General features: G+C 69.4%; 21 protein-coding genes and 1 tRNA gene. 16 read left to right on the top strand and 6 right to left on the bottom strand.

What is annotated here, in order from left to right:
• The first annotated feature begins 74 nt into the window (after positions 1-74).
• Positions 75-1,298, top strand: a complete 1,224-nt coding sequence (locus ABSL23_RS09950) for a GTP-binding protein (protein ID WP_353633617.1) — start codon at positions 75-77, stop codon at positions 1,296-1,298.
• Here the strand turns inward: ABSL23_RS09950 and ABSL23_RS09945 are convergent, their stop codons facing one another.
• Complete coding sequence (locus ABSL23_RS09945) at positions 1,299-1,532, bottom strand: hypothetical protein (RefSeq protein WP_353635374.1); 234 nt, start codon at positions 1,530-1,532, stop codon at positions 1,299-1,301.
• Between the two features lie 81 nt (positions 1,533-1,613).
• On the opposite strand from ABSL23_RS09945, the gene ABSL23_RS09940 reads away from it, so the two are divergent.
• The 6 genes from ABSL23_RS09940 (at position 1,614) to ABSL23_RS09915 (ending at position 7,489) form a co-directional block, all read left to right on the top strand.
• Positions 1,614-1,844 carry a hypothetical protein gene (locus ABSL23_RS09940; protein ID WP_353633616.1) on the top strand — a complete coding sequence of 77 codons (231 nt, stop codon included), beginning with the start codon at positions 1,614-1,616 and terminating at the stop codon, positions 1,842-1,844.
• A 48-nt stretch (positions 1,845-1,892) separates the two neighbouring features.
• Positions 1,893-2,849: a D-2-hydroxyacid dehydrogenase gene (ddh, locus tag ABSL23_RS09935; protein WP_353633615.1), complete on the top strand. Its 957-nt coding sequence runs from the start codon at positions 1,893-1,895 to the stop codon at positions 2,847-2,849.
• Positions 2,850-2,881: 32 nt separating this feature from the next.
• On the top strand, positions 2,882-4,531 hold the full coding sequence (locus tag ABSL23_RS09930; protein ID WP_353633614.1) for a type II/IV secretion system ATPase subunit: 1,650 nt from the start codon (positions 2,882-2,884) through the stop codon (positions 4,529-4,531).
• Between the two features lies 1 nt (position 4,532).
• Positions 4,533-6,638, top strand: coding sequence for a type II secretion system F family protein (locus ABSL23_RS09925; RefSeq protein WP_353633613.1), 2,106 nt, complete (start codon positions 4,533-4,535; stop codon positions 6,636-6,638).
• Between the two features lie 5 nt (positions 6,639-6,643).
• Positions 6,644-7,270: a class I SAM-dependent methyltransferase gene (locus ABSL23_RS09920; protein WP_353633612.1), complete on the top strand. Its 627-nt coding sequence runs from the start codon at positions 6,644-6,646 to the stop codon at positions 7,268-7,270.
• A 147-nt stretch (positions 7,271-7,417) separates the two neighbouring features.
• Positions 7,418-7,489 (top strand) — tRNA-Gly (locus ABSL23_RS09915).
• A gap of 264 nt (positions 7,490-7,753) precedes the next feature.
• On the opposite strand, the gene ABSL23_RS09910 is transcribed toward ABSL23_RS09915, so the two are convergent.
• Both ABSL23_RS09910 and ABSL23_RS09905 read right to left on the bottom strand, forming a co-directional pair.
• Positions 7,754-10,048, bottom strand: a complete 2,295-nt coding sequence (locus ABSL23_RS09910) for a PAS domain S-box protein (protein WP_353633611.1) — start codon at positions 10,046-10,048, stop codon at positions 7,754-7,756.
• 67 nt (positions 10,049-10,115) lie between these two features.
• Entirely contained in the window at positions 10,116-10,862 is a 747-nt protein-coding gene (locus ABSL23_RS09905) for a proteasome assembly chaperone family protein (RefSeq protein ID WP_353633610.1), read from the bottom strand.
• Positions 10,863-10,963: 101 nt separating this feature from the next.
• Here ABSL23_RS09905 and ABSL23_RS09900 point away from each other — a divergent pair, with 101 nt between their 5' ends.
• Both ABSL23_RS09900 and ABSL23_RS09895 read left to right on the top strand, forming a co-directional pair.
• Positions 10,964-11,875, top strand: coding sequence for an RsmB/NOP family class I SAM-dependent RNA methyltransferase (locus tag ABSL23_RS09900; protein WP_353633609.1), 912 nt, complete (start codon positions 10,964-10,966; stop codon positions 11,873-11,875).
• 38 nt (positions 11,876-11,913) lie between these two features.
• Positions 11,914-12,426, top strand: a complete 513-nt coding sequence (locus ABSL23_RS09895; RefSeq protein WP_059058200.1) for a hypothetical protein — start codon at positions 11,914-11,916, stop codon at positions 12,424-12,426.
• Here ABSL23_RS09895 and ABSL23_RS09890 read toward each other — a convergent pair.
• Positions 12,423-13,934 (bottom strand): DUF790 family protein, encoded by a 1,512-nt coding sequence (locus ABSL23_RS09890; RefSeq protein ID WP_353633608.1) that lies wholly within the window; start codon positions 13,932-13,934, stop codon positions 12,423-12,425. The genes ABSL23_RS09895 and ABSL23_RS09890 overlap by 4 nt on opposite strands.
• A 70-nt stretch (positions 13,935-14,004) precedes the next feature.
• Between ABSL23_RS09890 and ABSL23_RS09885 the strand changes: the two genes are divergently transcribed.
• Entirely contained in the window at positions 14,005-14,352 is a 348-nt protein-coding gene (locus ABSL23_RS09885; protein ID WP_059056439.1) for a hypothetical protein, read from the top strand.
• Here ABSL23_RS09885 and ABSL23_RS09880 read toward each other — a convergent pair.
• Complete coding sequence (locus ABSL23_RS09880) at positions 14,349-15,707, bottom strand: DEAD/DEAH box helicase family protein (protein WP_353633607.1); 1,359 nt, start codon at positions 15,705-15,707, stop codon at positions 14,349-14,351. The genes ABSL23_RS09885 and ABSL23_RS09880 overlap by 4 nt on opposite strands.
• 277 nt (positions 15,708-15,984) lie before the next feature.
• Here ABSL23_RS09880 and ABSL23_RS09875 point away from each other — a divergent pair, with 277 nt between their 5' ends.
• The 5 genes from ABSL23_RS09875 (at position 15,985) to dnaJ (ending at position 23,016) form a co-directional block, all read left to right on the top strand.
• Positions 15,985-16,341, top strand: coding sequence for a four-helix bundle copper-binding protein (locus ABSL23_RS09875; protein ID WP_059056437.1), 357 nt, complete (start codon positions 15,985-15,987; stop codon positions 16,339-16,341).
• 136 nt (positions 16,342-16,477) lie between these two features.
• Entirely contained in the window at positions 16,478-17,080 is a 603-nt protein-coding gene (locus ABSL23_RS09870; protein WP_353633606.1) for a nucleotide exchange factor GrpE, read from the top strand.
• Between the two features lie 184 nt (positions 17,081-17,264).
• Positions 17,265-19,154: a molecular chaperone DnaK gene (gene dnaK / locus ABSL23_RS09865; protein WP_353633605.1), complete on the top strand. Its 1,890-nt coding sequence runs from the start codon at positions 17,265-17,267 to the stop codon at positions 19,152-19,154.
• Between the two features lie 220 nt (positions 19,155-19,374).
• A complete protein-coding gene (locus ABSL23_RS09860; protein WP_353633604.1) occupies positions 19,375-21,759 on the top strand; it encodes a DUF2298 domain-containing protein in 2,385 nt (794 codons plus the stop codon).
• 99 nt (positions 21,760-21,858) lie between these two features.
• Positions 21,859-23,016, top strand: coding sequence for a molecular chaperone DnaJ (dnaJ, locus tag ABSL23_RS09855; protein ID WP_353633603.1), 1,158 nt, complete (start codon positions 21,859-21,861; stop codon positions 23,014-23,016).
• Between the two features lie 323 nt (positions 23,017-23,339).
• On the opposite strand, the gene ABSL23_RS09850 is transcribed toward dnaJ, so the two are convergent.
• Entirely contained in the window at positions 23,340-24,209 is an 870-nt protein-coding gene (locus tag ABSL23_RS09850) for a 3-hydroxybutyryl-CoA dehydrogenase (protein WP_353633602.1), read from the bottom strand.
• A gap of 84 nt (positions 24,210-24,293) precedes the next feature.
• Between ABSL23_RS09850 and ABSL23_RS09845 the strand changes: the two genes are divergently transcribed.
• Positions 24,294-24,974 (top strand): helix-hairpin-helix domain-containing protein, encoded by a 681-nt coding sequence (locus tag ABSL23_RS09845; protein WP_353633601.1) that lies wholly within the window; start codon positions 24,294-24,296, stop codon positions 24,972-24,974.
• The last annotated feature ends 88 nt before the right edge of the window (positions 24,975-25,062 follow it).

Raw genomic sequence — 25,062 nt, 5'->3', positions numbered from 1 at the left:
GCTGTCGCGGTCGCGTGCCCGCCAGCGTCCCCGAGAAGCACGAGGTTCAAGGCGACTGCCACGTACTCACACGCATGGGCGAACGGATTCCGGTGACGGTACTGTCGGGGAGTCTCGGCGCCGGGAAGACGACGCTGCTGAATCACCTGCTCGCGAACTCGGGCGACCGCGACGTCGCCGTCCTCGTGAACGACATGGGCGACGTGAATATCGACGCCGACCTCGTGGCGGAGGGGTCGGAGCTGGACGTCGCCGAGGGCGTCGCGGAGCTGTCGAACGGCTGTATCTGCTGTGAGCTCCAGGACGACCTCGAAACCGCGGTGGTGCGGCTCGCGCAGGACCGCGACTTCGACCACCTCGTCGTGGAGTCCTCGGGAATCTCGGAGCCCGCTCCCGTCGCGCGGCTGTTCACCACCGAGTCCCGCGTGGCCGCGAAGTACCGCGTGAACGGCCTCGTGACGGTCGTGGACAGCCGGCTACTCGTGGACACGTTCGGCGGCGACGGCACGCCCGAGCGCGTCGGCACTGACGAGGACGGCCGGCCGCTGTCGGACCTGCTCGTGGAGCAAATCGAGGTGTCGAACGCGGTCGTACTGAACAAGGCCGACCTCTGCACGGACGCCGAACTCGACGAGGCCGAGGAGCTCGTGGCGGCGCTCCAGCCCGAGGCGGACACCGTCCGCACGTCGTTCTCCGAGGTGGACCCGTCGTGGCTGCTGGACGTCGAGCGCTTCGACGAGAGCGAGGTCGGCGACCTCCCCGGCTGGAAGCGCGCGCTCGAATCGGACGACGAGGGTCACGACCACGGCGAGGACGACCACGACCACCGCCACCCCGACGAGGTGTACGGCGTCTCGTCGTTCACGTACCGGGCGCGGCGGCCGTTCCACCCCGATCGAATTGCGGAAGTGCTGCGGACGCTCCCCGAGGGCGTGGTACGCTCGAAGGGGACGCTGTGGGTCGCTGGGAACGACCTCCGGCAGACCGTCGGGCAGGCGGGGCCGTCGGTGCGCGTGACCGCGCGCGGCCCGTGGATTGCGTCGCTCCCGGAGGTCGAGCAGGACCTCTATCGGTCGAACCGTCCGAACCTGGAGTGGGACGACGAGCACGGCGACCGCCGCACGGAGTTCGTCGTCATCGGTACGGACGTCGATGAAGCGGCGCTCCGAGAGCGGCTAGACGACGCGCTCGTCACTGACGAGGAGTGGGAGAACGTGGCGGCGCTCCCGAACGGGCCGTTCGCCACGGAGAACGAGGCGGAAGTCGTGTTGCGCGAGCCCGAGCCCGCGACCCGGTAGTCAGCAGGCGCAGCCGTCCTCGTAGGAGCGCTCGAAGCGCATCGGGTCGCCGCAGTCCGGGCACAGCGGCGTGCCCGCCTCGTCGCGGTCCAGTCCCTCCTCGTCAACAGTCACGTCTCGCACGCACACGCTGCAGTCGTCGCACCAGTACGCGCCCCGCGAGGCGTCGACGTCCACGTCGTCCATCTCCGCGCTCCCCGACAGCGCGGCCGAAACCCTGTTGACGATGCCCATGCGTGTGGATAGCATTCGACTGCCTTAGTTCCCGGGTCTCGTCGGCCAAGAGCTAAGTGCGGGACTCCCGGGCTTCGACGTATGAGCGAAGACGAACGCAGCGCGGGCGACGAGGCGGGATTCACCGAGGCGGCAGAGGGCACTGAGGGGAGCCCGTGGGTCGCGCAGGGAATCAACGCGGTGCTGTCGACGCTGTTCGCGCTCGTCGTCGTCGGCGGCCTGGAGTTCATCGGCGCGGCGGCGTTCACGCTCGTGAACGTGGCGACCGCGGCCGTCCTCATCTTCACCGTCTCCTACGTCGTGACGCGGTGAGCCGCCGGCACCGACACACTGTAGAGGGCGGCCCGGCAACCCCCGCGTATGGTAACGCGCATCGGGATTCACGCGTCCGTGGAGACGCTGTTCCCGCCGACGGTGCTGGTCGACGAGCTCGCCGACGTCGGCCCCGAGGTGACCGTGGTCACGTCCGACGACCTCGACGGCGTGGACGCGCTCGTGACGTTCGCGTACGACGACGCCTTTCTCGACAGCGGTCTGGAGTGGATTCACTCCGTGCAGTCCGGCGTGGACCGGTTCCCGTTCGAGGACCTCGAAGCCGCTGGCGTCCGCCTGACGAACAGCACGGGCACGCACGGCGACAGCGTCGGCGAGACGGTCGCCGGCTACATGCTCTCGTTCGCGCGCCGGCTCCACGAGTACCGCAGCAAGCAGGAGCGCAAGGAGTGGGCGTGGCCGGCGTGGCAGGACCCGTTCACGCTCGACGGCTCCTCGCTGTGCGTCGTCGGCCTCGGGACGCTCGGGCAGGGCATCGCGGCGCGAGCCGACGCCCTCGGGATGGACGTCGTCGGCGTCAAGCGCACGCCGACGCCCGTTGACCACGTCGATACCGTCTACCCGCGCGCCGACCTCCACGAGGCCATCGTGGACGCGAAGTTCGTCGCGCTCGCGGTGCCGCTGACCGACGACACGGAGGGCATGATTGGCGACGCCGAACTGGACGCGATGCGCGACGACGCGGTGCTGGTGAACGTCGCGCGTGGCCCCGTCGTCGAGCAGGACGCGCTCGTGGACGCGCTGGAGGGCGACGACCTCGCGGGCGCGGCGCTGGATGTCTTCGAGACGGAGCCGCTGCCCGAGGACTCGCCGCTGTGGGAGCTGGACGAAGTGGTGGTGACGCCGCACGCTGCCGCGGCGACCCGCGACTACGCCGAGCGGATGGCCGCGCTCGTCCGGGAGAACGTCCGCCGCGTCGCGGCCGGCGAGCGCCTCGCGAACGCCGTCGTGGAACCCGGCGACGACTCGGCAGCCAGCCTTTAAGGTGACGCGGGCGAAGGTGGAGGTAGTAATCGATGCCCGCCGACTTCCTCGCGGACTTCGAACGACAGTTCGAGACTCTCCGAGAGCGCGCCGAGCGCGTCGTCGACGTCGTCCGCGGCTCCACGGTCGAACTCGTCGAGTACGACCCCGCCGCCCACGGGCCGCTCGTGGAGTTCGACGGCCTCGACGGCTACGAGGAGGTCGACCGCTACTGGGTGCACGCGCCGTACGCGTTCGTCTACGTCGGCCACGACGCCGACAACGACGAGTACCGCTACCACGTCGTCGAACCCGGGCTCGACGACTTCGAGCAGGACCTGCTGGAGACGCTGTACGACGACATCCGGGACGCGCTCATCTACGACGCCGAGTACGAGCCCGACGACCCCGAGGCCGTGCTGAAGCGGCAGATGAAGCGGCTCATCGAGGAGTACGGCATCGACGTGGACCCGAACGCCTTCTACCGGCTGTTCTACTACCTCCACCGCACCTTCGAGGGGTTCGAGAAGCTCGACCCGGTGATGCGGGACCCTCACATCGAGGACATCTCCTGTGACGGCTACGGCGTCCCGCTGTTCGTCTACCACGACCAGTACACGGACGTCGAGACGAACGTCTCCTACGAGCAGGAGGAACTGGACGGCTTCGTGGTGCGGCTCGCCCAGCAGTCCGGCCGCCACATCTCCATCGGCGACCCCGTGACGGAGACGACGCTCCCGGACGGCTCCCGCGCGGAGCTCGCGCTCGGCGAGGAGGTCACGCCGCGCGGGTCGGCGTTCACGATTCGGAAGTACAGCGAGGACCCGTTCACGCCCGCGACGCCCGTGGACTACAACACGTTCGACTTGGACCAGATGGCGTACCTCTGGCTCGCCATCGAGTCCAACAAGAGCCTGCTGTTCGCGGGCGGCACCGCCTCCGGGAAGACGACATCGATGAACGCCATCTCGATGTTCGTGCCGCCGCGCTCGAAGGTGCTCACCATCGAGGACACCCGCGAGCTGACGCTGTTCCACGAGAACTGGCTGTCCTCGGTCACCCGGGAGTCAATCGGTGAAGGCGAGGACATCACGATGTACGACCTGCTCCGGTCGGCGCTGCGCCACCGCCCCGAGTACATCATCGTCGGCGAAGTGCGCGGCGACGAGGCGATGACGCTGTTCCAGGCGATGAACACCGGCCACACGACGTACTCGACGATGCACGCCGACAGCGTGCAGACGGTCATCAATCGGCTGGAGAACGAGCCCATCAACGTCCCGCGGGCGATGATTCAGAGCCTCGACGTGCTCTGCGTGCAGACGCTCACGCACGTCGGCGGCGAGCGCGTCCGCCGGAACCGCGTCATCGCGGAAATCGAGGGCATCGACCAGCGCACCGGCGACCTCGACTACTCGACGGCGTTCGAGTGGAACCCCGGCAACGACGACTTCGAGCAGCGGGACTCGGTCGTCCTCGACGAGATTCGCGACGAGCGCGGCTGGTCGCGGGGCGAGCTGTTGCGCGAGCTGCGGAACCGCAAGCGCGTCCTCCAGTACCTCACGCAGAAGGACGTCACCGACTACCGCCAGTTCACGGCCGTCGTCAACGAGTACTACGCGAACCCCGAACGGGTCGTCGAGCGCGTCCGCTCGGAGCTCGAGGAGGACGTCGTCGTGAACGCGCCGGGTGTCGGCGAGTAGCATGGCGTCGCCGCTGGTCTTCGCGCCGCTGGTCGCGGTGTTCGTGGTCTTGTTCGCGCTCGCGGCGGCGCCGGTGTTCGCCCCGATAGACCGGCTCGTCTCCCGGCTGTCGCTGGCGGCGTTCGGCGGGTTCGCGCGGCGGCGCCGAGACGCCAACCCCGGACAGGTCGCCGCGCTACAGGGCGCCCACGTCCCGCAGACGTACCGCGTGTACGCCTCGCGGACGTTCCTCTACGCGACCGTCGGCGCGCTCGCGGGCAGCATCCTCGGCGTCTACCTCGTCGCGAGCGTGCTCGTGTTCCTCGGGAGTGCGTCCGAGAGCCTCCAGTCGCAGTTCCCCGCGGCCGTACAGGGGCTGTTCGTGGAGAGTGTCAGCGGCTTCTCCGGCGGCGAACTGTTCGCGCTCTTCCTCGCGTCGGGCGCGACGCTGGGCGTGCTCGCGGCGTACGCCGCCTACCAGTTCCGGTGGACGATGCCGAGCTACCGGGCGGGCGAGCGCGAGCGCCGCATCGACGCGTCGATGGAGCGCACGGTCGCGTTCCTGTACGCGCTCTCCCGGAGCGGGATGGCGCTCCCCGAGGTGCTGCGGATTCTCGCGCGCAACCGCGAAGTCTACGGGGAGAGCGCCGAGGAGATGGCGGTCGCCGTCAAGGACGTGGACATGTACGGCGCGGACATCCTGCGCGCGCTCGGCCGGCTCGGCCAGCGCACGCCCAGCGAGGAGCTCGCGGAGTTCTCGGAGAACCTCACGAGCGTCCTCCAGAGCGGCCGCGACCTCCCGGGGTTCCTGAAGCGCCAGTACGACTACTACGCGGAGGAAGCCGAAGCCCAGCAGGAGCAGTTCCTCGAACTGCTCGCGACGCTCGCGGAGGCGTACGTCACGCTGCTGGTCGCCGGGCCGCTGTTCCTCATCACCATCCTCGTCGTCGTCGGGCTCACGCTCGCGGACACGCTGACGTTCCTGCAGTTCACCGCGTACCTGCTGATTCCGATGGCGACCGTCGGGTTCGTCGTCTACCTCGACAGCATCACGGGGACCGCGACCGGCGGCGAGGTCACCGGCGACGAGGGCTCGGAGGCGGCGACGCGCTTCCAGTCCATCCCCCGGCGGACGGCGCGCGCGGACGGCGGCCAGACGGCCGGTGCGGCCACCGAACAGAACCGCGAGCGCCTCGCCACCTACGAGGCGCTGCGGCCGATACTCTACCGGCTGCGCAACCCCGTGTCGGTCGTGCGCGAGTCCCCGACGGTGCTGCTGTACGCGACCGTGCCGCTCGCCGCGCTCTACCTGCTCGTCCAGTGGTGGCCGCTCGCGTCGGCGGGCGTCACCGACCTCACCGCGTACGACGACCCGCTCGTGCACGCGACGCTGTTCGTGCTCGGGACGTTCACGTTCGCGTACGAACTCCACCGGCGCCGCGTGAAAGCCATCGAGGCGGGCGTGCCGGACTTCCTCGACCGGTTCGCGTCCACGAACGAGGCGGGGATGCCGGTCGTCCAGAGCTTCGGGCGCGTCGTCGGCAGCGACCTCGGCGCGCTCACCACGGAACTGGAACGCACGTGGGCGGACGTCCAGTGGGGCGCGCGCATCGAGCACGCGCTCGGCCGGTTCCGCGACCGCACCGCCACGCCCGCCATCTCCCGGGTCGTGACGCTGACGACGAACGCGATGCGGGCCAGCGGCGACCTCGGTCCCGTGTTGCGCATCGCTGCCAACGAGGCGAAGGCGACGCGGCGCCTCGAACGCGACCGCCGCAGCGAGCTGCTGACGTACCTCGTCGTCATCTACATCGCCTTCTTCGTGTTCCTCGCCATCATCGTCGCGCTCGACGTCATCTTCATCCCGAACATCCCCGTCGTGGAGACGACGGCGCCGGCCGGCCAGCTCCCCGCCGGCGGGAGCTCGGGCGCGTTCTCGCGGACCGCCAACCTCACGCAGGCGACGAAGGACGCGTACAGTCTGGTGTTCTTCCACACGGGCCTCGTGCAGGCGGTCTGCTCGGGGCTGGTCGCCGGACAGATGGGACAGGGGAGCGTGAAAGCCGGCGCGAAACACGCCACGCTGATGCTCGCAATCGCGTACGGCACGTTCCTCGTCCTCGGGTGACTCTCGTGACTGACGTCCACCACACGTACGACCGCATCGCCGAGCACTTCTCGAAGACCCGCGAGTACCCGTGGCCGGAAATCGAGGAGTTCCTCGCCGACCGCACCGGCACCGTCGCCGTCGACGTCGGCTGCGGGAACGGCCGCCACACCGAACTGCTCGCCGCGAACGCCGACCGCGCAGTCGGCGTGGACGCCAGCCGCGGCCTCCTCCGTGAAGCCCGCGACCGCGCCACCGACCGCGGCTTCGACGCGGCCCTCGTCGCCGGCGACGCCGAGCGCCTCCCGCTCGCCGCGAATGTCGCGGACCTCGCGGTGTACGTCGCGACCATCCACCACCTCCCAGACCGGGACGCCCGTGTCGCCAGCCTCGACGAACTCGCGCGCGTGCTCACCGCGGACGGGGACGCCCTCGTAAGCGCGTGGAGCACAACCCACGACAACTTCGACCGGACCGAGGGCTTCGACACGACCGTGGACTGGACGCTCCCCGGCGGCGAGACGGTCCCCCGGTTCTACCACGTCTACGACCCCGACGAGTTCCGCGCGGACCTCCGAGCGAGCGCGCTCGCCGTCGGAGAGACGTTCACCGCCAGCGGGAACTGCTACGCCGTCGTCCACGGCGAAGAGTAACGCCCTTAAGCGACCGGGGGAAACTGGCACGTGAGCACCGATGGTGAGCAAAACCGGAGGTTTTGCGAGCCACGGTGCGCAAGCGAAGCGCAGCGCACCGATGTTGAGGCGAACGAAGTTCGCCGATGCGCGGTGTGAACGGAGTGAGCACCGATGGTCTAGTGGCTAGGACCTGAGCCTTCCAAGCTCATGGCCCGGGTTCAAATCCCGGTCGGTGCATTTCTGTCGAGCAAAGCGAGACGAAATACACAGGGATTCTGAACCCTGTGAGTCGCAGCCCGCGCAGCAAAGCGAGCAGGAACGTCTCACAACGGTTCAAATCCCGAAAGACGCAAGAGCGTCTTTCGGCGTTCGCAGTCCTCCGGACTGCTCACTCCCGGTCGGTGCACTCCCTACGGTCGTTTCCGACCGATGTCTCGCTCGCTGTGCTCGCGAGACTCCCCGGTCGGTGCATTTCTGTCGAAAACGTAACCGACAGCGACGCTACCGCGTGGCGGTCGCGCCGCGTTCGACGCCGGAAAACTCGAAGCGCGCGCCGCCGCTCTCGCTGTCGGTGGCTTCGACGGTCCAGCCGTGGGCGGACGCGATTTTGCGGACGATGTAGAGCCCGAAGCCGGTGCCGTCGTCCTCGGTGGTGACGCCGCGCTCGAAGAGGTCGCTGTGGTCGCCCGACGGGAGGCCGGGGCCGTCGTCCTCGACCGCGAAGCCGTCCTCAGTCGGGACGACGCGGACGGTGACGTGGGGGCCGACGTGTTCCACAGCATCCTGCCGAGCCTGCGAGGCAGGGTCCGTGGAACCGTGTTCCACAGCATTCCGGAAGAGGTTCTCCAGGAGCTGGCAGAGGCGGTCGTCGTCGGCGACGACGTCCCCGAGGTCGTCCGCGACCGCGAGACTGGCGGCGGTGTCGTCGCCGGCGACCGCCGCCCACGAGCGAGCGACCGCGTCGCCGAGGGCGACCGGTTCGGCGTCCCCGATTTCCTCGCCTTCGCGGGCGAGGTAGAGGACGTCGCTGACGATGCGCTCCATGCGGTCGAGGGCGTCGCTGGCGCGGTCGAAGTGCTCGGGGTCGCCGTCCTCGCGGGCGAGGTCGAGGAAGCCGCGCGCGACGTTCAGCGGGCTGCGGAGGTCGTGGCTGACCATCGACGCGAACTCCTCCAGTCGGTCGTTCTGCCGGCGGAGGCGCTCGGTCGCGCGGCGCTGTTCGATCTCGTAGCTCGCCCACCGCGCCATCAGTTCGACGAACGTGCGCTCGGTCTCCGAGAACGGCTCCTCGCGGGCGTCGGTGTCCGCGAAGCAGAACGTGCCGTAGGTCTCGCCGTCGACGACGACCTGGGCGCCGGCGTAACAGCCGAGGCCGAAGCGCTCGAAGGCGGGGTCGTCGCTCCACCCCTCCGCGACCGCGTTCTGGACGGTGACCAGTTCGTCCTCGGTGATAGTCTTCCGGCAGTAGGCGTCCGAGAGCGGGCAAGTGTCGCCGGGCTGGAGCAGCGGGTGGTCGCCGCGCGCTTCGACGACGCGCTGTGTGCCGTCCTCGATTTCGGTGAGGAAGCCGTGGGGGACGTCGAGGATGTCGCACCCGAGGTCGAGGAGGTCGCGGAGCTTCGTCTCGAAGTCGGCCTCGCGGTCCGCGGTGATGCGGTACATCTCGCGGAGCGCCGCCTGCTCGGACTGGAGCGCTTCCTGGAGGCGGGTGCGCTCGGTGACGTCCCGGAGCACGGAGAGGTGTTCGCCGGGCACGACGTTCGCGGTGGCGGCGTACTCGACGAGGCGGCGCTCGCCGTCGGGGCGGACGAGCGGAAACGACCCGGAGTCGGTGGCGTTCGTCTCGAAGTCCGCCCACGCGTCGTCGAAGTCGTAGTCGTCGGGCGCGAACTCGGCGACGCGGCGGCCGAGCAGTTCGGCCCGCGAGAGTCCGAACAGCTCGCAGGCGCTCTCGTTGGCGTCGATGTAGCGGCCGTCGTCGTCCGCGACGACCATCGCGTCCATCGCGCCCTCGAACGTCGCCCGGTACCGGGCTTGCGTGTGCTCACGGGTGTCGTCACCGACGGCGTCGCGGACGATGGCGACGACGCCCGTGCGGTCCCCCCACGGAATGACGCGCGTGGTGACCGTGGCGGAGAACGCCTCCCCGGTGAGCGTGTGGAGAGTCCGCCACGCGGAGTCGAGGTCGCTGGCGGCGTCGAACGCGGACGTCGTGGCGTCGTCGAGTTCCTCGACTGCCGCGACGGCAGTGCCGACCAGCGAGTCGGCGTCGGCGGCGTCGAGGCGGTCGGCGGCTGCGGCGTTCGCGTACGTGAACGCGCCGTCGGCGGCGACCAGAATCGGGTCGGGCGCGCCGTCGAGGGCGCAGCGGACGCGTTCGCGGTCAGCGCGCTCGTCGCGGGTGGCGTCGGCGCGCTCGACGGCGATGCGGACGCGGCGCGCGAGGTCCGCGAACCGGTCGGCGTCGCGGTCGTCGGTGACGTACTCGGTGACGCCGGCGGCGACCGCGTCGCTGGCGACGCTCTCGTCGGCGTCGGCGGCGAACAGGACGAACGGGAGGTCGGGGTGGCTGGCGCGGACGGCTTCGAGGAACTCGACGCCGTCGACGCCCGCCATCGCCCACCGGCTCACGACGCAGTCGACGCCGGCGTCGACGACCGCGAGCGCGTCGTCGCCCGCGGTCGCGGTGCGCGTGGCTATTCGCGAGTCGGCGGCTTCGAGGCGTGCGGCAGCGTCGGCGGCGCGGGCGGCGTCGTCGTCGACGAAGAGCACGGCGAGTGTGTCGTCGGAGTCCATCTGCAGCGTTACCGCCTAGACGGTCGCGCGCGCCTTGAGGGTGCCGCTACGTGTCGGCCCGCGGAAACTACTGGAACATCCGCATCGGGCGCGCCTGCGTGGACTCGTTCTCTTCGGCTTCCTGCATGCGCTGGGCGAGGCGCTTCTTCTGCTCGCGAATCTCCTCGGCCTCCTCGACGAGCTTCTCCGTGGGGACGTCGACGCCGGCCAGCGGCTCGATGGCGTCGTCGATGAGCTGCTTCGCGGCCGCGGGGTCGGGGAACTGCGGGTCGGACTCGACGACGAGGCCGACGGCGTCGGTGCCGCTCTCGGCCGCCCGGTTGATGAGCGCGCCCGTCGGGCCGCTGACGAGGCCGCGCTCGGGCGGCGTGTCGATGTCGTGGGCGTCGAGGCGGGCCGCGGCGTCGCCGCTGGCGATGCCGAACACCTCGGGGGCGGTCGAGCGGTCGAGGTTCTGCATCGGGAGGGCGCTGAGGTACAGCGGCGTGGCGTCGTTGTCCGTGACCCACTCGGTGACGCAGTCCGCGAACTCGCTGCCGGTGTCGCGGGCCAGCGGCACGTCCGACTGGAGCGCGAGCAGGTCTCGCTGCTCGTCGGCGTACAGCCGGACGGGCGGGAGGACGTCGCGGGCGTCCGCCTCGTAGACGGAGACGCGGGGGATGTTCTGACAGTCCACGCTCGCGACGTACTCCATGTCGAAGGCGTCGACGAGGTGGTCGGTGGCGATTTTGCCGACGAGGCCGACGCCCGGCAGTCCCTCGACGAGCGTCGGACTGTCGAGGTCGAGCTCGGTTTTGGTGCGAATGCTCGCCATGGCTGGCCCGTCTCCCGGAGACGGCTTAAACTCGGGGGCGGCCTGGGTCGGAGCAGCAGCGAACGTAACCCACAAGCGCCCCTCCGCCGTACGACGGGGTAATGGACGCGCTCTCGCGATACGAGCCGATAATCGACGACTTCGACGCGTTCCTCGACGCCTGCGAACGCCACCTCCCCACGACGGTCCGGGTCAACTCTATCAAGGCGACCCGGGACCGCGCGGTCGAGGCCCTCGAAGCCGAGGGCATCGACGTCTACGGCCGCGACTGGAACAGCGACGTGCTGGGCGTCGCCACCGGCAAGCCGGGGAACACGTGGCCCTACGTCCACGGCTGGATTCACGGCCAGGAGGAAGTGTCGGCCGTGCCGCCCGCGATTCTGGACCCGCAACCGGGGGAGGTCGTCTGGGACTCGTGTGCCGCGCCCGGCGGGAAGACCACCCAGCTCGCGGCGGAGATGGACGACGAGGGGCTGGTCGTCGCGAACGACGACAACCTCGGCCGCCTCTCCGCGCTGCGCGGGAACTGCGACCGCCTCGGCGTCACGAGCGCCGCGGTCACGAACGAGGACGCGCGCCGCGCGACACTCGACCCGTTCCCGGACGTGGACGCTTTCGACCGCGCGCTCGTCGACGCGCCCTGCACCTGCGAGGGCACCATCCGCAAGAACGCCGACGCCCTCGACGGCGCAGGAGCGAGCGCGAGCCGGAACCTCGCGGCGCTCCAGTCGGACATCCTCGAACGCGCCATCGAACTCACTCGCGAGGGCGGGACCGTGGTGTACTCCACGTGCACGTTCGCCCCCGAGGAGAACGAGGCCGTCGTCGACAGCGCCCTCTCCGACGGCGACTGTCGGCTCGTGGAGTTCGACACCGGCCTCGAATCCTCGCCCGGAATCACGGCGTGGAACGACGAGACGTACGACGACTCGCTGACGAAGACGCGCCGCTACTACCCCCACCAGAACGACACGGGCGGGTTCTTCGCCGCGAAACTGGAGGTGACGGCGTGACTGACGACGACCACGGTTCCGACGAGAGCGACGGCGGCATCGACCACTTCCGCCGGAACAGGAGCGGCCAGTTCGACCGCCTCCCCCAGACGGACGCCGACCGGACGGTCAAAGGTCGGCCGACTCGCGGGGCCGTCGTGGACTGGTGGGTGGACCGGTTCGCCGTCCCCGAGGACACCTTCGACGAGTACACGTTCTGGGAGAAGGGCAAGGGGAAGGTCTGGGCGCTCCCCTACGACCCCGGGGAGCCGGTGCCCGTCGAGGCGCTCGGCCTGAAAATCCTGCGCACGCGACAGGAGCACTGGAAGCCCACCACGGACGCCGTCCAGCGGTTCGGCCGCGACGCCGAGCAGAACGTCATCGTGCTCGACGAGCCGGAGGCCAAGCGCTTCCTCGCCGGCGAGGAGCAGGAAATCGAGTGGGACGGCGACTGGGGCTACCTCGTCGTCGCCCACGACCTCGCGGGCGGCGTCGAACCCATCGGCGTCGGCCTCTACACGTACGGCGACCTCAAGTCGATGGTGCCGAAGGGCCGCCGCCGGGACGTTTAGTCTTTCTCGCGTAGCGTTCCGCCGCTCAGTCCCTCCCACTCGACGCGGTAGCCGAGCCGGGAGAACAGCGCGCTCGCGTCGTCGATGCCGTAGCTCTCGGCGACCGCTTCGGCGTCGTCTTTCGACATCCCTGCCTCCAGTTCTGCGGCTACGTCGTCCAGCACGTCGGGGCGGACGAGCGTGCGTCCCACGAGTTCGTGTTCGGGGAAGGCCACGTCCTCGATGGCGTCCTCGCTGACGCCGCGTGACGCCGCGAGGTCCGCGAGCGTGACTGCGTCCGCGTCGGGCGCGAGTTCGTCCGGGAGGTCGGCGGCGGACTCGGCGACGAGGTCGGCTTCGAGGTCGCGGAGCGCGTCCACCACGTCTTTGACGCGCACGGAGCCCGTGTACTCCACGACGCGGTGGTCGCGGGACTGGACGTCCTCGCCGACGCCGAGGCTCGCGTCCACGGCCACGAGGAGCGTCTCGTCGATGGCGTCCAGTTGGGAGAGCTTCTTCTCGACGTACTCGGGCGTCCAGAACCCCATAATCTCGAAGTAGACGCGCTCGTCGCCGAACGCGTAGTCGAACGCGAAGTCCGGCACCATCAGGCGGTCGCCCGCCGCGAGCACGTCCGGCTCGCGGACGAGCTCCCAGTCCAAATCGAGTGACTGGAAGCGCGCGGCGAACTCGCGCTCGACGCCGCTGTCGTACTCCACCTCCGTCACGGGGTCGGCGTCCGGGACGTCGAAGTCGCCCGCGGAGAGTTCCAGCAGGCGCTCGCGCCCGCGGTCGTCGATGGTGGCCTCGACTTCCCAGTCGTCGCCCTTCGCGACCGTGCGGAGGACGCGCGCGAACCGCGTGCCGTACCGCCGCGAGCGCTGGAACAGCGCGTCCGGGCCGGTGAGCACGACCTCGCGGCCCTCGCCGTCCTCGATGGGAATCACCTCGTACAGCAGGCCGAGGCGCTTCACCGCGGAGACGAGCCCGCGGGGGTCCGAGGAGCGCACGCGCATCTCGGTCGCGTCGAACAGCGCGGTCTGCGCTAAGGAGAGATTGTACTGGGCGACCAGCGACGCGGGCGTCCAGCGCGAGGCGACCTCGGTGAGGACCTCGCGGGTCTCGCGGTCGGCGTACAGCGAGGCCGCGAGGTCGTCGGGCGTCACGTCGCCGGGGAACCCCTCGGCGGCCGCCGCGAGCGCCTCCTCCCGCTCGTCCGCGTGGACGACGCCCACGTCCTCGGCGGCCGCGAACGCCGCGCGGCGCGCGGAGCGGGGGTCGACTGCGGACTGCACCTCGAACGTCGCGTCGCGCTCGACGAGGTGAGCGAGCCCGCGCACGAGCTTGAAGTCCTCGGCCTCCCGCTCTAACTCCGTCAGCGACTCGCGGAGGTCCGCGCGCTCTTCGCCGACGTGCCCCTGAAACGTGCCGAGCACGCGCGCCGCGAGCGCCTCGTCGCCCTCGGCCGCGAACTGCGGCTGGTAGCCGCCGCCCGCTCGGGACACGCGCAGGAGGTCCTTCGTCAGCACGCTCCGAGATTGGCGGCGCGCGCACAAAAGGATACAGAAGATTCTTGCCGGTACGCCCGGACCGAGACGTATGAACCGGCGGACGCTGCTCCGACGGACGGCCGCCGCGAGCGTCGCCCTCCCGCTCGCGGGCTGCCTGCGAAGCGGCAACGACGAGGCCGGCCTGACGGTCGCCGAGTCCACGTACGAGGAAGGCGAGAACGGCAACGCCGTGGTCGTCGCCACCGTCAGCAATCCCTCCGGGCGCGAGGCGTCGGGGACGCTGTACGTCAACACCGAGTTCGACGACGAGTCCTACACGCGCGTCCGGGAGATCACGCTCGGCCCGAACGAGACGACCGTCGTCCGCGTGGAGTACGACGTCGCCTACGACGACGTCACGAACGCCAGCTGGAACACCGACATCGTCGAGGACTAGCGGCGGCGGTCGGCGACGCGCTCTTCCGCGGTGTCGGCGCTCACGAGCTCGTACAGCAGCGCCCGCCCGCCGTCTTCTTTCGGCCGGAGCACGCGCCCGAGCCGCTGCGTGAACTCGCGCTCGCTGCCGCTGCCCGCGAACACCACCGCGACGTTCGCGTCCGGCACGTCCACGCCCTCGTCCAAGACGTTCGCCGTGACGACCCGCGAGTAGTCGCCGCTCCGGAACTTCTCCAGAATCGTGCGGCGCTCGCTGGCGCCCGTCTCGTGCGTGATGGCGGGCAGGAGGAATTTCTCGGAGAGCCGGTAGACGAGGTCTGTGGACGCCGCGAACACGATGACGCGGTCGCGGCGATGCCGGTCCAGAATGCCTTCGATGCGTTGGACTTTCGCGTCGCTCTCGCGGACGATGCGGCGCGCGCGCTGTTTCGCGAGCAGCGCCTCCCGCGCCTGCGGGTCGTTGCCCGAGCGCTTCACGAGCTCCTGGTAGTCGCTGCCCGAGCGCAGTTGGACGTTCGACTGCTGGAGGTAGTCCGTGAACGTCCCCTGCGCGGCCTCGTAGCGCTCGCGCTCGTCGGCGGTGAGCGGGACTTCGAGGCGCTTGACGTCGTACTCGGCGAGGTGGTCGCCCGCGAGGTCGTCCGCGGAGAGCCGGTAGACCACGTCCCCCACCAGTTCCGCGACGACCTCGTGGGCGTTGTCCGGGCGCTCGAACGTCGCGGTGAGGCCGAGCCGGGCGGGCGCGGCGAGCAAGCGCGCGATGTTCTGGAACTCCTCGCCGCCGAGGTGATGGGCCTCGTCGAAGACGACGAGCCCGAACCGGTCGCCGAGGTCGTCCGCGCGGAGGTACGCCGAGTCGTAGGTCGCGACCGTAATCGACTCGACTTCTTGCTCGCCGCCCCCCAACTGACCGATGTCGCAGTCGAACTCGGTGCCGAGTTCGCGCTTCCACTGCGTCAGCAGGTCGATGGTCGGCACGACGACGAGCGCCGACTGACCGACCGCCTCGATGGCCTTCAGGCCGATGACCGTCTTCCCGGAGCCGGTGGGGAGTTCGAGTACTCCGCGGCGGTCGTTGCCGGTCCACGCGTCGAGGGCGTCCTGCTGGTAGTCCCGGAGTTCGTACGCGGACTCGACGGCGAGCGATTCGGCGTGGAGCGCGTCGTCCTCGTAGGGGATTTCGCGCGCGTCGAGGTACGCGACGAGGTCGGCGTACGCCATCGCGGGGGCTCGGCCCGTCTCCGTGCGCTCGTCGTACTCGACGCCGGGCAGGCTGGCGACGCCGTTCGTGGGCGGGCCGTCGCCGTCGTGCTCGACGCGGAGCGTGCCGTCCTCGAACCCCAGCCGGACTGTCACGCGCGGACGTAGGGAGCGGACGCTAATTAGTCGTCGGACTCGCCGGAGGCGCTTCCAGCAGTTGCTAGCGCGGTCTCTCTATCCAGAACGATGCCTGAACGTGCAACGGCTGAATCGGTGAGCGGGCGTGCGTACGTAGCTCGCCACGGACTTGCTGCTCCGACACTGGAATCTATCTCTGTGAGTGCGGGATAGACAGTAGCAGTTAGACCGCGTTTAGTTCCTTTCGAGGGCAAGGCTGTCGCTTACACGGTTGCTGGCTGTCCACTACGACGGAATGTCCCTTTCCGAGACCGTCTCGAACATCGACGGCCTGAACGACGAGCAACGAGAGTGCATCGAGAACTGTAACGAAGCCGCCGAAATCTGCGAGTGGTGCGCCGACGAGTGCCTCGGTGACCCCGAGATGGAGGAGTGCGCGCGCCTCTGTCGGGACGTCGCCGACCTCACGTCGCTGCACGCCCGCTTCATGGCGCGCGACTCGCAGTACAGCGGCGACCTCGCGGCGGTCTGCGCGGACGCCTGCGAGGCGTGCGCCGAGGAGTGCGAGCAACACGACGCCGACCACTGCCAGGAGTGCGCCGACGTTCTCGAGAAGTGCGCCGAATCCTGCCGGAGCATGGCCAACAGCTAAGCGACGACCCAGCGCCCTCACCGATTGCCGGAGGGACGTCGATGGAGAGAGCGAGCAGCTCGTCGAACGCTCTGTATGTCGTAGCCAGCGCCGGCGTCCCGAAATCCGTAAACCCGAGTATCCGTTTCCCACGCACATGAGCAACGACGCCGAGCAGGCCGCCGACGCCGACGCGGACGCCGAGGACGCCAGCGGGGAGTCGCTGGCCGAGCGCGTCCGCGAGCACGACGAGGACCTCGGCGACGAGGTCGCGGACCTCGAAGCCCGCGTCGCGGAACTGGAGGACGACCTCTCGGAGGCGGAGGACGAAGTCGAGGACCTGACGGAGCGACTGCAGGCCAAGCAGGCGGACTTCCAGAACTACAAGCAGCGCGCGAAGCAGCGCCAGGAGGACATCAGGGAGCGCGCCACGGAAGACCTCGTGGAGCGCCTGCTGGACGTGCGGGACAACCTCGGCCGCGCGCTCGACGAGGAGTCCGGGGACGTGGACAGCCTCCGCGAGGGCGTGAAGCTCACGCGCAAGGAGTTCGACCGCGTGCTCGACGCGGAGGGCGTCTCCGAGATTGCGCCGTCCGCCGGCGAGGAGGTCGACGCGCAGCGCCACGAAGTGATGATGCGCGTGGACAGCGACCAGCCCGAGGGCACGGTCGCGGACGTCTACCGCTCGGGCTACGAGATGGGCGGGAAGGTGCTCCGGCCGGCGCAGGTCACGGTCAGCGACGGTTACAGCGACGAGTAACGTTCTGCGACCCTCGGGAGTTTTCGACGGACGGCGCACCGATAGTCCATCGGTTCGTGATAAATCCGCCGGCCCGTTTTTCCGGTAGTCGGGAAAACCGCAAGACGGCAGCGACCCGCTCGTTCGTGGTACTCGGTGCCACTAGCAAGGCTTAAAGGGAAAACGCGGCTTACACACGGGTAACATGGCAAGTGAGAAGATTTTGGGCATCGACCTCGGCACCACGAACAGCGCGTTCGCGGTGATGGAAGGTGGTGACCCCGAAATCATCGTCAACAGCGAAGGCGACCGCACCACGCCGTCGGTGGTCGCGTTCGACGACGGCGAGCGCCTCATCGGGAAACCCGCGAAGAACCAAGCCGTCCAGAACTCCGACCAGACGGTGGCGTCCATCAAGCGCCACATGGGCGAGGACTACACGGTCGAACTCGACGGCGAGGAGTACACGCCGGAGCAGATTTCGGCGATGATTCTCCAGAAAATCAAGCACGACGCCGAGGAGTACCTCGGCCACGACGTCGAGAAGGCCGTCATCACGGTCCCCGCGTACTTCAACGACAAGCAGCGCCAGGCCACGAAGGACGCCGGCGAAATCGCGGGCTTCGAGGTCGAGCGCATCGTCAACGAGCCGACCGCCGCGTCGATGGCGTACGGCCTCGACGAGGACCAGGACCAGACCGTCCTCGTCTACGACCTCGGCGGCGGCACCTTCGACGTCTCCATCCTCGACCTCGGTGGTGGCGTCTACGAGGTCGTCGCGACCAACGGGGACAACGACCTCGGTGGCGACGACTGGGACCAGGCCATCATCGACTACCTCGCCGACGAGTTCGAGGACGAGCACGGCATCGACCTGCGCGACGACGAGCAGGCCCTCCAGCGGCTCAAGGACGCCGCCGAGGAAGCCAAAATCGAACTCTCCTCGCGGAAGGAGACGACCGTCAACCTCCCGTTCGTGACGGCGACCGACTCCGGCCCCGTCCACCTCGAACAGGACATCACCCGTGCGAAGTTCGAGAGCCTCACCGAGGACCTCATCGAGCGCACGGTCGGCCCGACGGAGCAGGCCCTCGACGACGCCGGCCTCTCGAAGAACGACATCGACGAAGTCATCCTGGTCGGTGGCTCCACGCGGATGCCCCAGGTCCAGGAGAAAGTCGAAGACCTCGTCGGCCAGGAGCCCAAGAAGAACGTCAACCCCGACGAGGCCGTCGCGCTCGGCGCGGCCGTCCAGGGCGGCGTGCTCTCCGGCGAAGTCGACGACATCGTGCTCGTGGACGTCACCCCCCTCTCGCTCGGCATCGAGGTGAAGGGCGGGCTGTTCGAGCGGCTCATCGAGAAGAACACCGCCATCCCGACGGAGGCGTCGAAGGTGTTCACGACCGCCGCGGACAACCAGACGAGCGTCCAGATTCGCGTCTTCCAGGGCGAGCGCGAAATCGCCGAGGAGAACGAACTGCTCGGTGACTTCCACCTCACGGGCATCCCGCCGGCGCCCGCCGGCACCCCCGAAATCGAGGTCACGTTCGAGATCGACGCCGACGGCATCGTGAACGTCGAAGCCGAGGACAAGGGCTCGGGCAACGCCGAGTCCATCACCATCGAGGGCGGCGTCGGCCTCAGCGACGAGGAAATCGAGGAGATGCAGGAGGAGGCCGAACAGCACGCCGAGGAGGACGAGCAGCGCCGCGAGCGCATCGAAGCGCGCAACGAGGCCGAGACCGCGATTCAGCGCGCGAACAGCCTCCTCGAGGAGAACGAGGAGCTCGTCGACGAGGACCTCGAAGCCGACGTGAACGACGAAATCGAGAACGTGCAGGACCTCCTCGACGAGGACGACGTGGACCCCGACGAACTCGAAGAGGCCACGGAGTCCCTCAGCAAGACCCTGCAGGAAATCGGCAAGCAGGCCTACCAGCAGGAGGCGCAGGCCGGCGCGGGCGGCGCTGGCGCGGCCGGTGCCGGCATGGGCGGCATGGGTGGCGCCGGCCCCGGCGCGGGCGCCGACGTCGACGACGAGGAGTTCGTGGACGCCGACTTCGAAGACGTGGAAGAGGACGACGCAGACGAGTAACGCGAGTCGAGGCGTGCTCTTCCGCTCGGGAGGCAAACGGAGTGAGCCTCCCGGTGTTTCGAAAACCGAGCGCAGCGAGGTTTTCGAAGCGGACGACTGACCGAAACTGACGCCGCGACCCGCCGGACGAAACTTTTCGCTGCCGTTCTTCCACGTTCGAGAGCCGTGCTGAGGCCCCGAGGACAGAAGGCTTATGCGCGGCGTGGTCCGCCACTTGGATATGTCAGACGTCGCCGTCGTCCTCCGCTGGCTGCTGCTGTACGGCGCGTTCCTCGTCGCCGCGCTCCCGATAGCGCGGCTGTTGTTCCCCTCGGCGCCCGACGACGGCGCGGGGTTCGCGATTCCAATCGCGACCGTGGTGGTGACGATGGTCGCGTTCTACGTCGGGCAGTTCAGCTTCGGGCCGTGGACGGCACTGGTGGCGGTCGCGGCGCTGGTCGCGCTCGGCGCGGTGGGCCACCGGCTCGCGCAGCGCCGCGGGCTCGCGGACTACGACTGGAAGCGGGTCGCGGGCGCGTTCGCGGTGTTCGCGGTCGGGTTCGGGTTCGTGCTCGCGCTGCGGTCGATGAACCCCGTGATGAGCGGCTGGGGCGGCGAGAAGTTCCTGCACACCGGGCTGTTGAACGCCGTGCTGCGCGCGGAGGCGCTGCCGCCCGAGGACATGTGGTACGCGGGGAAGCCGGTGCGCTACTACTACGGGCTCCCGGTGTTCAACGCGGTCGCGGCGTTCCTCACGGACACGAGCGTCGAGTACGTCCACAACGTCGCGCTCGCGGGCTACTTCGGGACGCTCGTCGTGGGCGCGTACTCGCTGTGTGGGTGGATTACCCGGGACCGCGGCTACTCGCGGCGGCTCGGCGGCGCGCTGGGCGTGTTCTTCGTCGCGTTCGCGGGGAACGCCGTCACCGCCGTGCGGTTCGCACTCGGCCAGCTCCCCCGCGACCTCGCCGTGGAGTGGGGGCGGGCGGCGTTCAACCTGAACCGCTCAGACTACCCCCAGATTCTGTTCGAGCAGTCGTCGCTGTCCTCGTGGGGCTGGTGGGACACCCGCTACGTCGTCGAAGGCACGCTGCAGGAGTTTCCGCTGTACTCGTTTGTGAAAGCCGACATGCACGGACACACCGTGACGACCGGCTTCCTCGTGCTGTCCGCGGCGCTGGCGTACGCGTACGTGCAGGCGCCGGCGACAGCGCGGAAGCGCCGCGCCGGCCTGCTGTTCGGCGGGCTCGGCGCAGTCGCGGGCTACTTCGGCGTGACGAACACGTGGTCGCTACCGAGCGCCGTTGGGATGGCGTGGCTGGCGGTCGTCTACGCCGGCCCGCATCCCGCGACGCTCGTCCCGGGCAGCGTCGGGGAACGGCTCAAGGCTGTCGCGCCCGATCGCGACGAGTCGCGCCGCTCGCTGGTGCTCGCGGAGGCGTGGCGGACCGTGCTCGCGGCAGTCGTCGCCGCGGGCGTCGGCGGCGTCGGGTACGCGCTCGCGTCGCCGTTCCTGCTCGCGAGCGTCCCGCCGAACGACGGCATCGGGCTGTTCCCGCCGCGCACGACGGCCGCCGGCGTGCTGCTCATCTACGGCGCGCTGCTCGCGCTGTTCGCGACGTACCTGTTCACGCGGTTCAGGGCCGTCAAGGACGGCGAGGCGACGGACGTGCTGGAAGCGCTCGTGGTCACTGCGCTCGTGGTCGCGGCCGGCGCGCTCGTCGGGGACCTCGGCGCCATCGTCGTGCTCCTGCCGGTCGTCGCGGGCGCGTGGCTCGCGATGCGGTTCCGGGAGTCGGCGGGCTTCGAGGCGATGCTGGTCGTGGGCGGCGTCGGCCTCGTGCTCGCGATGGAACTCGTCCACGCCAAGGTCCACCCCTTCGAGCTCGCGCGCTGGAACACGACGCTGAAAGTCGCCATCCAGGGGTGGGTGTTCTGCGGGCTCGCCGCCGGCCCCGTCGCCGCGATTCTCGTGGGTGACGTTCGGGCCGCCGCACCCTCCTTGGCCGAGGTTCGACAGTCCAGCGCGGCGACCGCCACGACCGCCGTCTCGGTCGTGCTCGCGGTCGTGCTCGTCTCGTCGGCGCTGTTCGCGCCGCTGGTCGTCGCGACGGACGTCGTTGGCCCGTATCAAGACGGCGAGGAGCCGTCGCTGAACGGCTACGCCGACCACCGCGACGCACACCCGCAGGAGGTCGCCGCGATGGAGTGGTTCGAGGACGAGGTGAGCGCCACGCAGTCGGTGCTGTGGATGGAACGCGAGACCGGGACGCCGACGTTCGTCGAGAAGCCCGGGTTGAGTCGCGGCTGGCAGAACCCCGTCTCCACGCTCACCGGCCTCCCGACGGTGGCGGGCTGGTTCCACGAGACCGGCTACCGCGGCGACGACCCCTACTACCAGCGCGTCGACGACGTCGGCATCCTCTACGAGACGACGGACGCGCGCTCGCGGGCCGTCCTCCTCGACAAGTACGACGTCCAGTACGTCTGGGTCGGGCCGCTCGAACGCGAGGAGTACGACCTCGCCTCGCTGGGCGACGACCCCGGCATCGAGGCGGTCTACCGGAACGACGCGGTCACCGTCTACGAGGTCCACCACGACGAACTCACCGACCGGACCGAATAGCACGAGGGCGCGGGAACGAGCGGATTCGGCGGCGTCGCAGCGCCCAACGCCGACAAGCGCGCGTTTGAAGTGTCCCAACGCGATACGTACGCACAACTGATGAGCGAGGACTTCTACGAAGCTCTCGGCGTCTCCCGGGACGCCTCCGAGGAGGAAATCAAGCGGGCGTACCGCGAGAAGGTCTCGGAGTACCACCCGGACGTCAACGACGACCCCGACGCCGAAGAGAAATTCAACAAGATACAGACGGCCAAAGACGTCCTCACCGACGAGGAGAAGCGCCAGCGCTACGACCAGCTCGGCCACGAGCGCTTCGTGGAAGCCGAGAAGCGCGGCGGCGCCGGTGGCGGCGCGGGCGGCGCGGGCGGCATGGGCGGCGGTCCGTTCGGCGGCGCCGGCGGCGGTGGCGCGGGCGGCATGGGCGACATCTTCGACCAGTTCTTCGGCGGGGGCGGCCGCGGCCAGCAGGGCGGCCCCCAGCCCGGCCGCGACCTCCGCACCCGGCTCACCATCACCCTCGAAGAGGCCTACGAGGGCGTCCAGAAGCAGGTCACCGTGCGACGGCCCGAGGCCTGCCCGGACTGCGACGGCGCGGGCTACCCTGACGACGCCGACGTGCGGACGTGCCCGCAGTGCGACGGCCAAGGGCAAGTCACGCAGGTCCGGCAGACGCCGCTCGGTCGCGTCCAGCAGACCCAGGAGTGTTCGCGCTGCGGCGGCGACGGCGAACTCGCCTCCGAGACGTGTTCGACCTGCAGCGGGCAGGGCCAAGTCCGCGAACGGGCGACGCTCACCGTTGACGTGCCCGCCGGCATCCGCTCCGGGCAGACGCTCCGCATGGACGGCGAGGGCGCGCCCGGCGACCGCGGCGCCCGCAACGGCGACCTCCTCGTCGAAGTCGAAGTCGAGGACCACCCCGACTTCGAGCGCGACGGCAACGACCTCCACCACCGCCACGCCGTCTCCTTCCCGCAGGCCGTCTTCGGCGACGAAATCGAAGTCCCCACGCTCGACGGCGGCGCCACCTTCGACCTCGACGCCGGCACCCAGAGCGGCGAAACCTTCCGCCTCCAAGGCAAGGGGATGCCCCGGCTTCGCGGCCGCGGCAGCGGCGACCTCTACGTCACTGTCCAAGTCGTCACGCCGGAATCGCTCAACGACGAACAGCGCGAAGCCTTAGAGCAGTTCGCGGAAGCCGGCGGCGAAGAGATCGACGTCGAACAGGGCTTCTTCGAGAAACTGAAGAGTAGCTTCTAAGGCACGTTTTGCGCTGCGGGCGCGCGAAGCGCGCCCTCGGCAAAACCTGCACTAAAAGCACTCCTCCTTCACTTCGCGCTCTTCGAGCGCTCCGTTCAGTCGTCGGCCTCCACTCGCTCACTTCGTTCGCTCGTGGAGGGAATCGCGCTCGCTCCGCTCGCGCGAATGCTGGCTGCTACCGCCTGCGTAGGTTCAAGTACGAGGCCAGGACCAACCCGGCGCGTGACCTGACAGCCAGCCGGTGTGCTCGGATGTGGAACGGCGGCAGCGCACACCGGAACGGTTCGTCGTCTGCAAGCCCCTCGTAGACGATTCGGGTCCGCTTACGCCTCCTCGTCGTACTCGTAGAACCCCTTGCCGGTCTTCTTGCCGAGGTCGCCGGCGTCGACCTTGCGCTTGAGGAGGTACGCGGGCTTGTAGCGGTCGCCGAGCTCCTCGTGGAGCGTCTCGCTGGCGTCGTAACAGATGTCCAGGCCGATGTGGTCGGCGAGTTCGAGGGGGCCCATCGGGACGTTCGTGCCGAGTTTCATCCCCTTGTCGATGTCCTCCTTCGTGGCGACGCCCTCGTCGAACGCGCGGATGCCCTCGTTTATCCACGGCATCAGGATGCGGTTCGTCACGAACCCGGGCTTGTCGTCGGACTCCCACGTCTCCTTGCCGAGCGCTTCCGCGAAGTCGTGGGCGAGGTCGACGACCGCCTCGCTGGTCTTCTCGCCGACGACGACCTCCACGCCCTTCATCACGGGCACGGGGTTCATGAAGTGGAGGCCGACGATGCGCTCCTCGCGGTCGGTCGCGGCGGCGATGGTGGTAATCGAGAGCGTGGAGGTGTTCGTCGCCAGCGGCACGTCGTCGGGGACCTCGTCGTCCAGCTCCGCGAAGATGTCGCGCTTGATGTCCATGTTCTCGACTGCCGCCTCCACGACGAGGTCCGAGTCCGAGAAGTCTCCGAGGTCGGTCGTCCCCGTGATGCGGTCGAGGACGTCGTCGCGCTCGTCTGCATCGACCTCGCCCTTCTCTGCGAGGCGGTCGAGGGAGTCCTCGATGCGGTCGAAGCCCTGCTCGACGAACTCCGTCTCGATGTCCCGCATCACGACGTCGTAGCCGGCGGTCGCGGCGACCTGCGCGATGCCGGCGCCCATCGTACCGGCGCCGACGACGCCGACCGTCTCGATGTCTTGGAGGTCTCGCATAGTCGCGACTCCGACTGGCGTTCACCTAAGCGTGCCGGAACGTGGAAACACTCAAGCACCTTCGGGGGCTTCGTCCCAGCAACTGTGGCAGACGAGGACACGCGGGACGCGTTGCTGTCGTTGAGCTGCGTCGGGCCAGCGACCGCGGACGTCCTCATCGACGCCGGCGTGGACGCCCGCGACCTCGAATCGAAGGCGGTCTCGCACGCGGAACTCGTCGAGGTCGGCGTCAACCCCGGGGTCGCCGCGCGCATCCGCCGCGAGCACTCCCTCCAGTGGTCGTTCGAGGGCGGACAGGACCTCGACCAGCGCGCCGAGCAAGTGCGTGGCCTCCACGACGAGGAGCGCGAGTGGGTCGCCGCGAGCTACGGCGACGACGAGGCGTCCGCCGACGGCAGCGGGGACGCGACCGCCGAGGAGTCGGCGTGGCGAGAGCAACCCGTTACTCCGAGCGACGGCACGGAGACCGGCATCGACGAAACCGAGGACGAGGCTGCGTGGCGCGATCGGTCGTGGCCGAACGGCGACGACGGCGAGGCGTCGCCCGAGCGCGACGAGCGAGAGTGGCGCGAGCAGTCGGAGCCAACGCCCGTCACCGCAGTCGAGGGCGTGGACGAGGCGGACGCGAGGCTGTTGGCTCGCGCGGGTGTGACCTCCGTTCGGAGCCTCGCGACCGCCCACGTCGAGCACGTCGCGGACTCGCTGGGCGTCTCCGAGGAGGCGGTCGCGGCGTGGAAGCGGGCCGCCGTCGACCACGAGCAGTAGTTACTCGGAGCGCAGTAAAAATACGGAATTTCGGCGGCTCGGACCGGCTCGCGGACAGTTAGACACTTATACGTCCTCGCCGCACGTT

The sequence above is a fragment of the Halobacterium sp. NMX12-1 genome (assembly GCF_040435975.1).
Taxonomy (GTDB): Archaea; Halobacteriota; Halobacteria; order Halobacteriales; family Halobacteriaceae; genus Halobacterium; species Halobacterium hubeiense.
Note: the sequence above shows the minus strand (reverse complement) of the source record. Positions and strands in the feature narration are given on the sequence as shown.

What these genes read in the sequence shown, in the direction of transcription:
- ABSL23_RS09950 (WP_353633617.1), top strand. Translation starts at nt 75, where the DNA reads ATGGGCGAACGGATTCCGGTGACGGTACTGTCGGGGAGTCTCGGCGCC.
- ABSL23_RS09945 (WP_353635374.1), bottom strand. Translation starts at nt 1,532, where the DNA reads ATGGGCATCGTCAACAGGGTTTCGGCCGCGCTGTCGGGGAGCGCGGAG.
- ABSL23_RS09940 (WP_353633616.1), top strand. Translation starts at nt 1,614, where the DNA reads ATGAGCGAAGACGAACGCAGCGCGGGCGACGAGGCGGGATTCACCGAG.
- ddh (WP_353633615.1), top strand. Translation starts at nt 1,893, where the DNA reads ATGGTAACGCGCATCGGGATTCACGCGTCCGTGGAGACGCTGTTCCCG.
- ABSL23_RS09930 (WP_353633614.1), top strand. Translation starts at nt 2,882, where the DNA reads ATGCCCGCCGACTTCCTCGCGGACTTCGAACGACAGTTCGAGACTCTC.
- ABSL23_RS09925 (WP_353633613.1), top strand. Translation starts at nt 4,533, where the DNA reads ATGGCGTCGCCGCTGGTCTTCGCGCCGCTGGTCGCGGTGTTCGTGGTC.
- ABSL23_RS09910 (WP_353633611.1), bottom strand. Translation starts at nt 10,048, where the DNA reads ATGGACTCCGACGACACACTCGCCGTGCTCTTCGTCGACGACGACGCC.
- ABSL23_RS09905 (WP_353633610.1), bottom strand. Translation starts at nt 10,862, where the DNA reads ATGGCGAGCATTCGCACCAAAACCGAGCTCGACCTCGACAGTCCGACG.
- ABSL23_RS09900 (WP_353633609.1), top strand. Translation starts at nt 10,964, where the DNA reads ATGGACGCGCTCTCGCGATACGAGCCGATAATCGACGACTTCGACGCG.
- ABSL23_RS09885 (WP_059056439.1), top strand. Translation starts at nt 14,005, where the DNA reads ATGAACCGGCGGACGCTGCTCCGACGGACGGCCGCCGCGAGCGTCGCC.
- ABSL23_RS09875 (WP_059056437.1), top strand. Translation starts at nt 15,985, where the DNA reads ATGTCCCTTTCCGAGACCGTCTCGAACATCGACGGCCTGAACGACGAG.
- ABSL23_RS09870 (WP_353633606.1), top strand. Translation starts at nt 16,478, where the DNA reads ATGAGCAACGACGCCGAGCAGGCCGCCGACGCCGACGCGGACGCCGAG.
- dnaK (WP_353633605.1), top strand. Translation starts at nt 17,265, where the DNA reads ATGGCAAGTGAGAAGATTTTGGGCATCGACCTCGGCACCACGAACAGC.
- ABSL23_RS09860 (WP_353633604.1), top strand. Translation starts at nt 19,375, where the DNA reads ATGTCAGACGTCGCCGTCGTCCTCCGCTGGCTGCTGCTGTACGGCGCG.
- dnaJ (WP_353633603.1), top strand. Translation starts at nt 21,859, where the DNA reads ATGAGCGAGGACTTCTACGAAGCTCTCGGCGTCTCCCGGGACGCCTCC.
- ABSL23_RS09850 (WP_353633602.1), bottom strand. Translation starts at nt 24,209, where the DNA reads ATGCGAGACCTCCAAGACATCGAGACGGTCGGCGTCGTCGGCGCCGGT.